The sequence below is a fragment of the Streptomyces sp. NPDC047085 genome (genome assembly GCF_040643735.1).
Taxonomy (GTDB): domain Bacteria; phylum Actinomycetota; class Actinomycetes; order Streptomycetales; family Streptomycetaceae; genus Streptomyces.
On sequence record NZ_JBEYUW010000016.1, the window covers coordinates 1 to 14216 of the forward strand.

General features: G+C 73.3%; 13 protein-coding genes and 1 rRNA gene. 10 read left to right on the top strand and 4 right to left on the bottom strand.

The window, feature by feature from the left end; all coding sequences use genetic code 11:
* Window positions 1–92 (top strand): 5S ribosomal RNA (gene rrf, locus ABZ865_RS36610); the annotation flags it as partial.
* Window positions 93–121: 29 nt separating this feature from the next.
* Here the strand turns inward: rrf and ABZ865_RS36615 are convergent.
* On the bottom strand, window positions 122–1324 hold the full coding sequence (locus ABZ865_RS36615) for a hypothetical protein (RefSeq protein WP_361240434.1): 1203 nt from the start codon (window positions 1322–1324) through the stop codon (window positions 122–124).
* On the opposite strand from ABZ865_RS36615, the gene ABZ865_RS36620 reads away from it, so the two are divergent.
* Window positions 1313–2116, top strand: coding sequence for a hypothetical protein (locus ABZ865_RS36620; RefSeq protein WP_361240398.1), 804 nt, complete (start codon window positions 1313–1315; stop codon window positions 2114–2116). The genes ABZ865_RS36615 and ABZ865_RS36620 overlap by 12 nt on opposite strands.
* Before the next feature lie 70 nt (window positions 2117–2186).
* Here the strand turns inward: ABZ865_RS36620 and ABZ865_RS36625 are convergent, their stop codons facing one another.
* Complete coding sequence (locus ABZ865_RS36625) at window positions 2187–3473, bottom strand: DUF1015 domain-containing protein (RefSeq protein WP_361240073.1); 1287 nt, start codon at window positions 3471–3473, stop codon at window positions 2187–2189.
* 73 nt (window positions 3474–3546) lie between these two features.
* On the opposite strand from ABZ865_RS36625, the gene ABZ865_RS36630 reads away from it, so the two are divergent.
* The 4 genes from ABZ865_RS36630 to ABZ865_RS36645 all read left to right on the top strand — a co-directional run bounded on the left by ABZ865_RS36630 (window position 3547) and on the right by ABZ865_RS36645 (window position 7699).
* Window positions 3547–4575, top strand: a complete 1029-nt coding sequence (locus ABZ865_RS36630) for an HAD-IIA family hydrolase (RefSeq protein WP_361240075.1) — start codon at window positions 3547–3549, stop codon at window positions 4573–4575.
* Window positions 4576–4668: 93 nt separating this feature from the next.
* Window positions 4669–5712, top strand: a complete 1044-nt coding sequence (locus tag ABZ865_RS36635; RefSeq protein WP_361240077.1) for an iron chelate uptake ABC transporter family permease subunit — start codon at window positions 4669–4671, stop codon at window positions 5710–5712.
* A 41-nt stretch (window positions 5713–5753) separates the two neighbouring features.
* Complete coding sequence (locus tag ABZ865_RS36640) at window positions 5754–6791, top strand: iron chelate uptake ABC transporter family permease subunit (RefSeq protein WP_361240401.1); 1038 nt, start codon at window positions 5754–5756, stop codon at window positions 6789–6791.
* A gap of 95 nt (window positions 6792–6886) precedes the next feature.
* Window positions 6887–7699 carry an ABC transporter ATP-binding protein gene (locus tag ABZ865_RS36645; RefSeq protein ID WP_361240404.1) on the top strand — a complete coding sequence of 271 codons (813 nt, stop codon included), beginning with the start codon at window positions 6887–6889 and terminating at the stop codon, window positions 7697–7699.
* Here ABZ865_RS36645 and ABZ865_RS36650 read toward each other — a convergent pair.
* Complete coding sequence (locus tag ABZ865_RS36650; protein WP_361240079.1) at window positions 7683–8030, bottom strand: SCP2 sterol-binding domain-containing protein; 348 nt, start codon at window positions 8028–8030, stop codon at window positions 7683–7685. The genes ABZ865_RS36645 and ABZ865_RS36650 overlap by 17 nt on opposite strands.
* Window positions 8031–8132: 102 nt before the next feature.
* Here ABZ865_RS36650 and ABZ865_RS36655 point away from each other — a divergent pair, with 102 nt between their 5' ends.
* The 4 genes from ABZ865_RS36655 (at window position 8133) to recN (ending at window position 12212) form a co-directional block, all read left to right on the top strand.
* Window positions 8133–8474, top strand: a complete 342-nt coding sequence (locus tag ABZ865_RS36655) for a hypothetical protein (protein ID WP_361240407.1) — start codon at window positions 8133–8135, stop codon at window positions 8472–8474.
* Between the two features lie 7 nt (window positions 8475–8481).
* Window positions 8482–9297 carry a TlyA family RNA methyltransferase gene (locus ABZ865_RS36660; RefSeq protein ID WP_361240081.1) on the top strand — a complete coding sequence of 272 codons (816 nt, stop codon included), beginning with the start codon at window positions 8482–8484 and terminating at the stop codon, window positions 9295–9297.
* Window positions 9294–10199: an NAD kinase gene (locus ABZ865_RS36665; RefSeq protein WP_361240083.1), complete on the top strand. Its 906-nt coding sequence runs from the start codon at window positions 9294–9296 to the stop codon at window positions 10197–10199. Before ABZ865_RS36660 ends, ABZ865_RS36665 begins: the two co-directional genes overlap by 4 nt.
* A 270-nt stretch (window positions 10200–10469) precedes the next feature.
* Window positions 10470–12212, top strand: a complete 1743-nt coding sequence (gene recN / locus ABZ865_RS36670; protein WP_361240085.1) for a DNA repair protein RecN — start codon at window positions 10470–10472, stop codon at window positions 12210–12212.
* A gap of 398 nt (window positions 12213–12610) precedes the next feature.
* Here the strand turns inward: recN and ABZ865_RS36675 are convergent, their stop codons facing one another.
* Complete coding sequence (locus ABZ865_RS36675; RefSeq protein ID WP_361240087.1) at window positions 12611–14203, bottom strand: FUSC family protein; 1593 nt, start codon at window positions 14201–14203, stop codon at window positions 12611–12613.
* Window positions 14204–14216: the final 13 nt, after the last annotated feature.

Genomic DNA, 14216 nt, shown 5'->3' on the forward strand with positions numbered 1-14216 from the left:
CGCCCGGTTACATTCCGAACCCGGAAGCTAAGCCTCACAGCGCCGATGGTACTGCAGGGGGGACCCTGTGGGAGAGTAGGACGCCGCCGAACAATCTTTGGAGGACCCCTGGTCCCAGCGTTCAGCTGGGACCAGGGGTCCTTTCGTTTTTACAATGCTTGTGGTACCGAAGACAGGAGTCACCATGTCCACCAACTCTCCCGACGACCGACCGGAGCGCGACCAGCGGCGACGGGACAGTGGTGACCGCGGTGAACGCGGCGGCTACCGCGGGGACCGTGGCGGCTTCCGGCGCGACAACGACCGTACCGATCGCGGCGGTTACGGCCGGCGCGACGACAACCGCGGTGGCGGTTCCGGAGACCGCGGTGACCGTGGTGGCTTCCGTCGCGATGACCGTCGTGACGACCGCGGCGGCTTCCGTCGTGACGACCGCCGCGATGACAACCGAGGCGGCGGCTACGGGCGCCGGGACGACCGGGGTTCGCGTCCGGGGTTCCAGCGTGACGACCGTGACCGTGGGCCGCGTCGTGACGACCGCGGTGACCGCGGCTTCCGCCGCGACGACCGGGGCGGCGACCGTCCCGCCTTCCGTCGTGACGAGCGCCGTGACGACCGGGGCGGCGACCGCCCCGCCTTCCGTCGCGACGACCGTCGTGACGACCGCGGTGGGTTCCGCCGTGAGGACGACCGTGGCGACCGTGGTTTCCGCCGCGATGAGCGTCGTGACGACCGCGGTGGCTTCCGTCGTGACGACCGTCGTGACGACAGCCGTGGTGGCGGTTACGGCGACCGTGGCGACCGTGGTGGTTACGGCCGTCGGGACGACCGCCGTGAGGGCGAGCGGGGTTCGCGTCCGGGGTTCCAGCGTGACGACCGTGACCGTGGGCCGCGTCGTGACGACCGCGGTGACCGCGGCTTCCGCCGCGACGACCGGGGCGGCGACCGTCCCGCCTTCCGTCGTGACGAGCGCCGTGACGACCGGGGTGGCGACCGCCCCGCCTTCCGTCGCGACGACCGCGGCGACTTCCGGCGCGACGAGCGTGGCGACTTCCGTCGTGACGACCGCCGGGGCGAGGACCGTGGCGGTTTCCGGCGGGACGACCGTCGTGACGACCGCGGTGAGCGCGGTGGCTTCCGGGGCCGGGACGACCGGGGTGCCCGTGGGCCGCGTCGGGACGACCGCGGTGGTCGGCCTGGCGGCTTCCGGGGGCGTGACGGCCGGGACGAGCGCCGTGACGACCGGCGCGGTGGTGGCTTCCGTGGCCGGGACGAGCGTGACCGCGACCGGGACCGTGAGCCGATCAAGCGGCTGCCGATCCACGAGGACGTCACCGGTGACGAGATCGACAAGGACGTCCGGCAGGAGCTGCAGAGCCTGCCCAAGACGCTCGCGGACGACGTCGCCAAGAACCTGGTGATGGTCGCGCGGCTCATCGACGAGGACCCCGAGCGTGCCTACGGCTACGCCAAGGTGGCGCTGCGCCTCGCGTCCCGTGTGGCCGCCGTACGCGAGGCCGCCGGTTTCGCGGCGTACGCCAACCAGAAGTACAGCGAGGCCCTGGCCGAGTTCCGTGCCGCGCGGCGCATGACCGGCACCGTCGACCTGTGGCCGGTGATGGCCGACTGCGAGCGTGGGCTCGGGCGCCCGGAGAAGGCGCTGGACATGGCCGGCGCCCCCGAGGTGCACAAGCTGGACAAGGCCGGGCAGGTCGAGATGCGGCTCGTCGCGGCGGGCGCCCGGCGTGACATGGGGCAGCTGGACGCGGCCATCGTGACCCTGCAGAGCCCCGAGCTGGCGTCCAACTCGATCCAGCCGTGGACCGCGCGTCTGCGCTACGCCTACGCCGACGCCCTGCTGGCCGTCGGCCGGGAGAGCGAGGCGCGGGAGTGGTTCGCGAAGGCCGTCGAAGCGGACCGGGACGGCAGCACGGACGCCTCCGACCGGCTGGCCGAGCTGGACGGTGTGGAGTTCGTCGACGCTCTCGACGAAAGTGAGACCGAAAGCGAGACCGAAAGCGACACCGAGGGCGAGACCGAGGGCGAGACCGAGGGCGAGGCCGAGAACAAGAGCGCCGAGTCCGCGGACGCCCCCGCGGTGGAGGACGAGGACTGACCCGAACGGGTGAGGACGTGACAAAGGGCGGGACCGATGCGGTCCCGCCCTTTGTCATGCCTGCCGTGGGTCAGATCTCCAGGGCCCGCAGTACCAGCCCCGACGCCGGCTTGGGGCCGAACGACGTCGACTTGCGGGGCATGGTCACGCCCTGGCGGGCCAGGTCGCGTACGACCTCCTCGCGGACGGGGTGCATCAGTACGGCCGTACCGCCGTCCTGTTCCGCCTTGGCGACCGTGGCCGCCGTGTCGTGGATGTAGGCGATGTGGGCGGGGGAGTCCTCGGGAATGTGCCAGACGTGGTCGAGGAGCGTGGCGTGCAGGACGGTGGCGTCCAGGGAGCGCCAGGCGGCCGGGCGATCGGCCGGGATCGTGCGGGCGAGCAGGTCCGGGTCCGGGCGGTCGATCAGGTGGAAGGCGCCGTCGCCGGCCAGCAGGAAGGCGTTGCCCGCGCAGGCCGCGTCCGCCAGCGCCTCCAGGGCCTCGGCCAGCGGCGCCTCGTCGAGGTGTCGTACCCGGAACAGGCCGTCCACGGCCGCCAGCGCGTCCGCGACCGGAAGGCTGTGCAGCAGGCGGTGGATGGCGCGGACGCGCAGGGGGTAGCGGGCGGTGTCGACCAGGAGGACCAGGCCGTGGTCCCAGGGGCTGGGGGAGGGGTGCTCGGCGCGCAGCCGCCGGTAGGTGGCCCAGCGGTGGTGGCCGTCGGCGATGAGGGCCTGGTGGTGGGCCAGGTCGGACTGGATGCGGCTCACGTCCGCCGGGTCGGTGACCGCCCAGAGGGTGTGGTGGAAGCCGTCCTCGGTGGTCGTGGCCAGCAGCGGTGGCCGCGCCGCCGTGCGTTCCACGACCTCGGCCGCCCCGCCGTTGCCGCGGTAGGTGAGCAGCAGGGGTTCCAGGTTGGCGCGCGTGGCGCGCATCAGGGCCGCGCGGTCGGCGACCACGGGCGGCATGACGTCCTCGTGGGGGAGCACCACGCCCTCCGAGGGCTCCGACACGCGCAGGGCGCCGATGACGCCGCGCTGGAGCATTCCGTTGCCGTCGCGCTGCTCGTACACGTACAGGGCGGGGTCCGGGTCGGCGGCCAGTATGCCCTCGGCGAGCCAGCGGCGCAGGGTCTCCGCCGCCTGTTCGTTGCGGGCGCTGGGGGTGTCGGCCTGGGGAAGGATCAGCCGGACGATGTTGTGCGGATCGGCCGACTGGAGGTGGTACAGGCCGTCGGGGCGTACGACGACGTCGTACGGAGGGGAGGTGACGGAGGCCAGGCTGCCGACCCGGTCGGGGTCGTACCGAAGGCCGCGGAACGGGGTCAGTTCCAGGCCTCGGCGCGCCGTTGCTTCCGAGTGACCTGCAGTGTTCATCCCGGCATCGTACGTGTGTCAGTGGGGTGGGGGATGATCGGGGGAAAGACGGTCGAACGAGGAGCGATGTGGAATGAGCCAGAGCGTCAGGACGAGGCCCGAGGGCACTGGGCAGCCCCTGAGCGAGGCGTACGACACGGCGCTGCTCGACCTCGACGGGGTGGTGTACGCGGGCGGGAGCGCGATCGTGCACGCCGTCGACTCGCTGGCCCGGGCCCGCGCGGGCGGGATGCATCTGGCCTACGTCACCAACAACGCGCTGCGGACGCCGGACGCCGTGGCGGAGCATCTGACGGAGCTGGGGATACCGACGGCGGCGCATGACGTCATCACCTCGGCGCAGGCGGTCGCGCGGCTGATCAGCGAGCAGGTGCCGGCCGGGTCGCGGGTGCTGGTGGTCGGCGGTGAGGGGCTGCGGGTGGCGCTGCGCGAGCGCGGCCTGACGCCGGTGGAGTCGGCGGACGACGAGCCGGCTGCCGTGGTGCAGGGATACGGCGGACCTGAGCTGCAGTGGGGCCGGTTCGCGGAGGCGTGCTACGCCATCGCGCGCGGGGTGCCGTGGTTCGCGTCCAACACCGACCTGACGATTCCGAGCGGCCGGGGCATCGCGCCGGGCAACGGCGCGGCGGTGGAGGTCGTACGGATCGCGACCGGGGCGGAGCCGCAGGTGGCGGGCAAGCCGCTGCCCCCCATGCACCGGGAGACGATCCTGCGGACGGGCGCGAAGCGGCCGTTGGTGGTCGGGGACCGGCTGGACACGGACATCGAGGGCGCGTTCAACGGCGGGGTGGACTCGCTGCTCGTCCTCACCGGCGTCACCGACGGCGCCCGGCTGCTCGCCGCGTCGCCGCAGCACCGGCCGACGTATGTGGACGCCGACCTGCGGGGGCTGCTGACCGGGCAGCCGGACGTCACGCAGGACGGGGACGGCTTCCGCTGCGGGAAGTGGACGGCGACGGCCGGCGCGGACCGGCTGGAGCTGGAGGGCGACGGCGAGCCGCTCGACGGGCTGCGTGCCCTGTGCGCGGCGGCCTGGTCGGCGGCCGGTGAGGGGGTGTGCGAGCTGGACGGCGGCAAGGCGCTGGCCCGTCTCGGACTCTGACGCACCGGCACCTTCCCCGGACCCTCGGCGTCCGGGGATCCGCACCGCACCGCGGGATCGAGATCGTATGCGAGGGTAGGCTAACCTAACCTCGTGTTGGTCGACAGTCCTCCGGAACAGCGCGCGGAGACCGCCCCCGCGCCCCCAACCCGCCGGGCGGTGCGGGCCCTTGGGCTCCTCGCATCCGTCGCGCTTCTGGTGCTCGTCGCGCTGGCGAGCATCGCGATCGGGGCGAAGGCGCTGACGTCGGACCAGGTCTGGCACGGCCTGTTCCACGACACGGGGACGTACGGCGACGTCATCGTCGACGAGCGGATCTCGCGCACGGTCCTCGGTCTGCTGGCCGGTGCCGCGCTCGGTCTGTCCGGGGCCGTGCTCCAGGCGCTCACCCGCAATCCGCTGGCCGACCCCGGGCTGCTCGGCATCAACGCGGGTGCCTCCGCGGCCGTTGTCACGGCCATCACCTACTTCGGCGTCACCAGCCTCACGGGCTATGTGTGGTTCGCCTTCGGCGGTGCGGCGGCCGTGGGCACCCTGGTGTGGTTCCTGGGCGGCAGCCGGGGTGCCACACCGGTACGGCTCGCACTCGCCGGTACGGCGATCAGCGCCGCGCTGTACGGCTACCTCCAGGCCGTGATGATCATGGACGACGCGGCGCTGGGCAGGATGCGCTTCTGGACGGTGGGTTCGCTCTCCTCGGCCACCGGATCCACGATCGCGCAGGTGCTGCCGTTCCTCGCGGTCGGCACGGTCCTCGCGCTCGCCCTGGCCCGGCCGCTGAACGCGGTGGCGATGGGCGACGACACCGCCCGCGCCCTCGGCGCCAACCTGGGCCGCACCCGCGCCCTGGCCATGCTGGCCGCCACGGTGCTGTGCGGTGCCGCGACCGCCGCCTGCGGTCCGATCGTGTTCGTCGGCCTGATGGTCCCGCACGTCGTGCGCTCCTTCACCGGCCCCGACCTGCGCTGGATCCTGCCGTACGCCACGGTTCTGTCGCCGGTGCTGCTGCTCGGCGCCGACGTCGTCGGCCGGGTCGTCGCCCGCCCCTCGGAACTCCAGGTCGGCATCGTCACCGCGATCATCGGCGGGCCGGTCTTCATCTTTCTCGTACGACGGCGGAGGACGGCCCAGTTGTGAGGACCCGCACTGTGAAGACCCACGCCGTGAAGACCGATGTTGTGAAGGCCGGCCGTGTCGTGCGGGCGCCGGGCGGGCTGTCACTGCGTCTGGACGTCCGGGCCGTCACCGTCGTCGTCCTGTTGCTGCTCGCCGCGCTCGCCGCGAGTGTCGTGCTGATCGGCACCGGCGACTTCCCGATCTCGGCGGGCGACGTGGTGAAGACCCTGCTCGGCAACGGCGACGCCGGCCAGGAGTTCATCGTGCGAGAGTTGCGGCTGCCGCGGGTCCTGGTCGGGCTGCTGGTCGGCGCCTCCCTCGGGCTCGGCGGGGCGCTGTTCCAGGCCGTCACCCGCAATCCGCTGGGCAGCCCGGACGTGCTCGGCCTCGGGCAGGGGGCGACCGCCGGGGCGCTCGTGATGATCGTGCTGTTCTCCGGAAGCGCGGCCCAGGTCACCCTGGGCGCGCTCGTGGGCGGGCTGGTGACCGGGCTCGCCATCTATCTGCTCGCCTGGAAGCGGGGCGTGCACGGCTATCGACTGGTCCTGGTCGGAATCGGCGTCTCCGCGATCGTCACGGCGATCAACGGCTATCTGCTCACCGTGTCCGACATCGTCGACGCGGCCCGTGCCGTCGTCTGGATGACGGGGTCCCTGGGCGGCCGCGACTGGGACCAGGTCTGGCCGCTGCTCGGGCTGTGTGCCGTCCTCGTGCCGATCGTCCTCGCCAACGCGCGCGGCCTGCGGATGATGGAGATGGGCGACGACGTCGCGAACGCCCTCGGCGTGCGCGTCGAGCGCGTACGGGCCCTGCTGATGATGGCCGCCGTCCTGCTCACCGCGACCGCCACCGCCGCGGCCGGCCCGGTCGCCTTCGTGGCGCTCACCGCACCCCAGCTCGCCCGTCGTCTGACCCGGTCTCCCGGCCCGAACCTGCTGCCGTCCCTGTGCATGGGCGCCGCCCTCCTGGTCACCGCCGACTGGGCCTCTCAGCGCGCCTTCGGCGCCGACCAGCTCCCCGTCGGCGTGGTCACCGGCGTCCTGGGGGGCGTCTACCTGCTGTGGCTGCTCGTCACCGAACGCAGGGAGGGCCGGATATGAGCGGGCCGGAGAGCGGCTCCGGGAAGCCGGACATGAGCGGTTCAGCGATCAAGAAGACCCGAAGGAGCACAAGGAGCACCGTGAACCGCAGCACCGTGAACCGCTTGTCCGCCGAGAACGTCACCCTCGCCTACGACCAGCGCGTCATCGCCGAGCAGCTGTCGGTGGAGATCCCCGACCACTCCTTCACGGTGATCGTCGGCCCGAACGCGTGCGGCAAGTCGACACTCCTGCGGGCGCTGTCGCGGATGCTCAGGCCCAGCCAGGGCCGGGTGCTGCTCGACGGGCAGGTCATCCAGTCGATGCCCGCGAAGAAGGTCGCCCGGACCCTCGGCCTGCTGCCGCAGTCGTCCATCGCACCCGACGGGATCACGGTCGCCGACCTCGTCGGCCGCGGCCGCTACCCGCACCAGGGCATCCTGCGCCAGTGGTCCGCCGAGGACGAGCGGGTCGTCCAGGAGTCCATGGCGCAGACGGGCGTCGCCGAACTCGCCGACCGGTACGTCGACGAACTCTCCGGCGGCCAGCGCCAGCGCGTGTGGATCGCCATGGCGCTCGCCCAGCAGACCCCGCTCCTGCTCCTGGACGAGCCGACCACCTACCTCGACATCCAGCACCAGATCGACGTCCTCGACCTGTGCGCCGAGCTGCACGAGACCCAGGGCCGCACCCTTGTCGCCGTCCTGCACGACCTCAACCACGCCGCCCGCTACGCCACCCACCTCATCGCCCTGCGCGGCGGCACGGTGATCGCCGAGGGGGCGCCGAACGACATCGTCACGGCCGAGCTGGTCGAGGAGGTCTTCGGGCTGCGCTGCCAGATCATCGAGGACCCCGAGACGGGAACCCCGCTCGTGGTGCCGGCCGCCCGGCAGGCGCGGGCGGCGAGGGTCACAGCAGCTTCCTGAGCCGGAACAGGTCCAGCAGGCTCGCCTCCAGCCTGACCCGGCCCGAGCCCCAGGCGGTCGCGAAGTTCAGCTCGCCGTTCACCAGGGCCACCAGGTCGTCGCCCTTCATGGTGAGCCGGATCCGGGCCTTCTCCCGCGGTGGCCCGGGATACGTCTCGTCCACCTCGATCCGGCCCCCGGTCATCCGCCCGGCGAAGGTGACGTCCAGGTCCGTGATGTGACAGCTCACCGAGCGGTCCAGGGCGGCGGCCGCGCGGACGTCGCCCTCGGCCCCCTGCATGTTGTCCGAAAGCTTTTCCAGTGCGGCGCGGCACTCCTCGATCGTGGCCATCGTGGACGACGGTACCCGAGCCGTTCGCGGTAGCGTCTGGGCATGAGCGAGTCCGTGTCAGAGGCCGAGGTCGTGGCCGCGTCGGAAGCCGCGGCCGAGCGGGTGGCCAGGGCCGAGCCGGGAGCCGGTGCCGAGCCCCAGGGCGTGCCCGAGCCGGCAGGTGTGCCCGAGCCCCAGGGAGTGCCCGAGGCGCAGGGCGTGTCCGCGGCCGAGCCCGCGTACGACCCCGCCGAGCCCGCCCCCCTGGGCATCCCCCGCACCCCCACCGGCAACGCCGAGGCCGACGCCCAGCTGGAGCGGCTGGCCGACGTCGACCACCTCGCCACCGACGGGCATCTCGAGGTGTACGAGGATGTACATCGGGGGCTGCGCGACGCGCTCACCGCGCTCGACGCCCGCCCGGGACCTCCGGTGCCCCCGCGGCCGTACGAAAGCAGGAGCTGAACCGAACGTGGCAGGAGTCGCACGCCGTCGTCTGGACGCGGAGCTGGTCCGCCGGAAGCTCGCGCGCTCGCGCGAGCACGCCAGCCAGCTGATCGCCGCCGGGCGGGTCACCGTCGGCAAGACCGTGGCGACCAAGCCGGCCACGCAGGTGGAGACCGCGGCGGCGATCGTGGTCCAGGCCGACGACAGCGATCCCGACTACGTCTCCCGGGGCGGCCACAAGCTCGCCGGCGCGCTGCAGGCCTTCGTGCCGCAGGGGCTCGTCGTCGAGGGCCGGCGCGCGCTGGACGCCGGCGCGTCCACCGGCGGCTTCACCGACGTGCTGCTGCGATCGGGCGCCGCCCATGTCGTCGCCGTGGACGTCGGATACGGACAGCTCGCCTGGTCTCTCCAGAACGATGAACGCGTCACCGTCAAGGACCGTACGAACGTACGCGAGTTGACGCTTGAGGCGATCGATGGGGAGCCGGTGGATCTTGTCGTGGGCGATCTGTCCTTCATTCCGCTCGGGCTGGTGCTGCCCGCCCTGAAGCGGTGCGTGAAGCCGGACGCCGACCTGGTGATGATGGTCAAACCGCAGTTCGAGGTGGGGAAGGAACGGCTCGGCAGCGGGGGTGTCGTACGGAGTCCCGAGCTGCGGGCGGAGGCCGTGCGCGGGGTGGCCGAGAAGGCCTGGGAGCTGGGGCTCGGTGTGCGGGGAGTCACCGCGAGCCCGCTGCCCGGGCCGTCGGGGAACGTCGAGTACTTTCTGTGGCTGCGTGCCGGGGCGCCCGCCCTGGACCCGGCCGATGTCGACCGAGCAGTGGCGGAGGGGCCGCGTTGACACAGAACCGAGCGCGTACTGTTTTCCTGCTCGCCCACACCGGGCGGCCCGCGGCGATCCGCAGTGCGGAACTGGTGGTCAAAGGACTGCTGGGGCACGGCATCGGGGTGCGGGTGCTGGAGGAGGAGGCGCGCGACCTGCCGCTGCCCGACGAGGTGGAACTCGTCAGGGAGGCGACACCCCAGTGCCTGGACGGCTGCGAGCTGCTGATAGTCCTCGGCGGTGACGGCACGCTGCTGCGCGGCGCCGAGTTCGCGCGGGCCTCCGGGGTGCCGATGCTCGGCGTCAACCTCGGCCGCGTGGGCTTCCTCGCGGAGGCCGAGCGGGACGACCTCGACCGGGTGGTCGACCGGGTGGTGGCGCGGTCGTACGAGGTCGAGGAGCGGATGACCATCGATGTGGTGGTGCACCGCAACGGGGACATCGTGCACACGGACTGGGCGCTGAACGAGGCGGCCGTGCAGAAGGCCGGCGCCGAGAAGATGCTCGAGGTCGTGCTGGAGATCGACGGGCGGCCGGTTACCGCTTTCGGGTGTGACGGGATCGTGCTGTCGACGCCCACCGGGTCCACGGCGTACGCGTTCTCGGCCGGGGGGCCTGTGGTGTGGCCCGAGGTGGAGGCGCTGCTCATGGTGCCGATCAGCGCGCACGCGCTGTTCGCGAAGCCGCTGGTGACGTCGCCGGACTCGGTGCTCGCGGTGGAGGTGCTGCCGCACATCCCGCCCGGGGTTCTGTGGTGCGACGGACGGCGGACCATCGAGTTGCCGCCCGGGGCGCGGGTGGAGGTGCGGCGGGGAGCCGTGCCGGTGCGGCTGGCCCGGTTGCATCACGCGTCGTTCACGGACCGGCTGGTGGCGAAGTTCGCGTTGCCCACGCACGGGTGGCGGGGGGCGCCGCACTAGGGCCTGTCCGGCGGATCAGGTCGCAGGAAGGAAACGGAGCCTCATCAGCGCTGGTGAGCGGGGTCTGGTGCGTGCAGCTGCAAGGCGGAGGAGGGAGTCGACGCGGAGCGTCGGCGACCGACGACAACGCCGCAGATGTGCGTGCCAGACCCCGCGTCTGCGACAGGATCCGCCGGACAGGCCCTAGGCACCTGTGGGGCGAAGGCCGCCAAAGGCACCCGTAGGGGGAAGGTGGGGCGGGCCATGTGCACTCCCCGCCCCGGACCTCGTATGGTCTGTTCCGTGTTGGAGGAGATGCGGATACGGTCGCTCGGGGTCATCGACGATGCCGTCGTCGAGTTGTCGCCGGGGTTCACCGCGGTCACCGGTGAGACGGGTGCGGGCAAGACCATGGTGGTCACCAGCCTGGGGTTGCTGCTCGGTGGGCGGGCGGACCCGGCGCTCGTGCGGATCGGTGCCGAGAAGGCGGTCGTGGAGGGGCGGGTCACCGTGGCTCCGGGCGCCTCCGCCGTCGTACGCGCCGAGGAGGCCGGGGCCGAGCTGGACGACGGGGCCCTGCTGATCAGCCGTACCGTTTCCGCCGAGGGGCGCTCGCGGGCGCACCTGGGCGGGCGCAGCGTGCCCGTGGGCGTGCTCGCCGAGCTGGCGGACGAACTGGTGGCCGTGCACGGGCAGACCGACCAGCAGGGGCTGCTGAAGCTGTCCCGGCAGCGGCAGGCGCTCGACCGGTACGCCGGGAACGCGGTCGCGGTGCCGCTGGCCAAGTACACCGAGGCCTACCGACGGTTGCGGGCCGTCTCCACCGAGCTGGAGGAGATCGTCACGCGCGCGCGTGAGCGCGCCCAGGAAGCCGACATGCTCCGCTACGGCCTCGACGAGATCGCCGCCGTGGAGCCGAGGGCCGGGGAGGACACCGAGCTGGCCGAGGAGGCGGAGCGGCTGGGGCACGCCGAGGCGCTGTCGTCCGCCGCCACCGCCGCGCACGCCGCTCTCGCGGGCAACCCCGAGGACCCCGAGGGGATCGACGCCGGCACGCTCGTCGCGAGCGCTCACCGGGCGCTGGAGGCCGTACGGTCCCATGACCCGGAGCTGGCCGCGCTCGCGGACCGGATCGGGGAGATCGGGATCCTGCTCGGTGACGTGGCCGGGGAGCTGGCGGGGTACGCCGACGACCTGGACGCCGATCCGCTGCGGCTGGCCGCCGTGGAGGAGCGCCGGGCCGCGCTCACCGCCCTCACCCGCAAGTACGGCGAGGACGTGGGAGCCGTCCTCGCCTGGGCCGAGCAGAGCGCCGCACGGCTGACCGAGCTGGACGGCGACGACGAGCGCATCGGCGAACTGACCGCCGAACGGGACGCGCTGCGTACCGAACTGGGCGGTCTGGCGCAGGCGTTGACGGACGCGCGGACGGAGGCCGCCGCGCGGTTCGCCGCCGCGGTGACCGCCGAGCTTGCCTCGCTGGCGATGCCTCACGCGCGCGTGTCCTTCGACATCCGGCAGACCGAGGACCCCGAGGGCGTCGAGGTCGGCGGGCGCACGGTCGCGTACGGGCCGTCCGGCGTGGACGAGGTCGAGCTGCTGCTCGCCCCGCACCCGGGGGCGCCGCCGCGGCCCATCGCCAAGGGCGCGTCCGGCGGTGAGCTGTCCCGCGTGATGCTCGCCGTGGAGGTCGTCTTCGCGGGCACCGACCCGGTGCCGACGTACCTCTTCGACGAGGTCGACGCCGGTGTCGGCGGCAAGGCCGCGGTCGAGATCGGGCGGCGCCTTGCGAAGCTCGCCAAGACCGCGCAGGTCGTGGTCGTCACCCATCTCCCGCAGGTCGCTGCCTTCGCCGACCGCCAGCTGCTGGTCGAGAAGACCAACGACGGCTCGGTCACCCGGTCCGGTGTGAAGGTCCTGGAGGGCGAGGACCGCATCCGCGAACTGTCCCGCATGCTGGCCGGCCAGGAGGACTCGGAGACAGCCCGAGCCCACGCGGAGGAACTCCTGGCCACGGCCCGCGCGGAGGGGTAGCGATCCGGCGGACGGGTCCGGGCGGATCCGCGGTGCAGGGCCGGCGATTCCTCCGGCGGGGGCCGGGGGCGGCCGCGTTGTCGAGGACGGCTGCGGTCGGTGCGGCCATGGTTTCAGGCCGGGGCCGTCGCTCCGGGTGCGGGCGCCGTGGCGCGCGGCGGGCTGTCGAGGTCGGGAGCGCTGTCGTCCGGGTGGCGTCTCGCCGGCGGGTCCGGCGGGCTGCCCCGAGCGGGCCCCGAGCGTCTGCCTCCGGCCTCCTGCCGGGGTCGGCGTACGGCTGTCGTGGGCCCGTGCGGTTTCGGCCCCTCGGATTCGGTGTGCGGCGGTGGTCGCCTGCGGGTGGATCCCTCCCGGGTTGCCACAGAGGGTGCCGCAATCACCTGCGTCCGGCCCCCGGATCAGCGGGCGGCCGTCGCGGGCTCCTGGGGGCGTGGCGGGGCGTACAGCCCCATCAGGGTGTCCAGGTGGCTCTCCAGGGCGGTGAGGGCGTCCAGGGCGGCCTGGGTGGTGGGTGAGGACGTGGCGGCCGTGTGGGGCTGCGCGGATAGGGGCTCCGGCGTGGGTGGCTGGGGGCGGCGGCCGATGGTGCGGCGGACGGCGAGGGCGTGGGCGGTGACCTCGGTGCGGCGGTGGGTGAGTGCCGGGTCGTCGGCCAGCTGGGCGGGGGCCGCCGTGATGGCGGTGATGAGGGCGTCGAGCGGGCCGGTGCAGTCCCGGAGCGTCGCCCAGGCGAGCAGCGCGTGGTCCTCCGTGTGCCGCCTGGGCATCGGGAGTGAGGCCAGGACGCGGAGGGGCGCGGTGGCCAGGGTCAGCTGGTCGACGCGGTGGGTGAAGCGGGCACGGGCCCGGCGTACGGCGCGTACGTCGTGCCAGTCGGCCTCCAGCAGCTCGCCCAGGCCGGCCAGGGCGGCGGCGGTGCGGGCCCGGGCCACGGCCCCCGTACGGATCGGCAGGACCAGCCAGGACGCGGCGAGGCCGATGACCGCGCCCACGGCGATGCCGGCGAGACGCGTGTGCAGCAGATCGCCGGGGCTCTGCCCGAACCAGTCGTAGAGCAGGGAGAGCACGGCGGTGACACAGGCCGCCCAGTAGGCGTAGCTCAGCTCGCGCAGCCAGGTCGCGACGGCCAGCACCACGAAGATCACGACCACGGCGGCGTCCGAGCGCGGCCCGAACGAGCCCGAGACCGCGCTCGCCACCAGCGTGCCGACCGCCGCGCCGGCCGTCCGCCAGGCGCCCTTGACCAGCACGTCCCCCCGGCTGCGCGCGCCGCTGCACACCAGGAACGCGGTGAGGACCACCCAAGCCCAGTGGTCGGGCCAGACGTTGCGGCCCACCACGAACGCCACCGTCAGGGCCGCCGCCATCTGCAGGGCCATACGGGTGCTCGCCGACAGGCCGCCGCGCGCGGTCGGCGGTGTCTTCACCACCCAGGCGGCCGGCGGCGTGTGCAGGAACCCCGTGCGGTGCGAGGTCCAGGTCAGCAGGGTTCCCCAGACGACCGCGAAGAGGGCGGTCAGCGCGGCCCAGCCGGTGCGCTCGTGCCCGGCGGCCGGCACGACCCCGGCCGGCACCACCAGCACGGCGACCAGGGGGAGGACGACGAGCGTGCCGGCCCGCGTGGCGCGCGTCCCGAACCGGCGGATCCAGATGGCCCCGGCCACACCCAGCACGAACACCGCGTCTCCCACGTTCGGGTGATGCTGGATCAGCGTGCCCAGCTCCGTCCCGCCGGCCGCGGCGCACGGCAGCACCGCGCAGGCCACCAGCCGGTCGGTGCGGTCGAAGGCGCGCTGCACCCGGCCCAGCGCGGACGCCACCACGACGGCCTGGACGACGCTGTCCACGCGCAGCCCGGCGAGGTGCTCGACGAGCAGGGACCAGGCGTAGGTGCCGAGCACGGTGCCCATGGTGACGGCCGTCGTCCGCAGGTGCAGCCAGGCCGTGTCGAAGCGCAGGGCGCGGCGCAACGCCACCGAGAAAGTACGCATTACGTAGGATCAC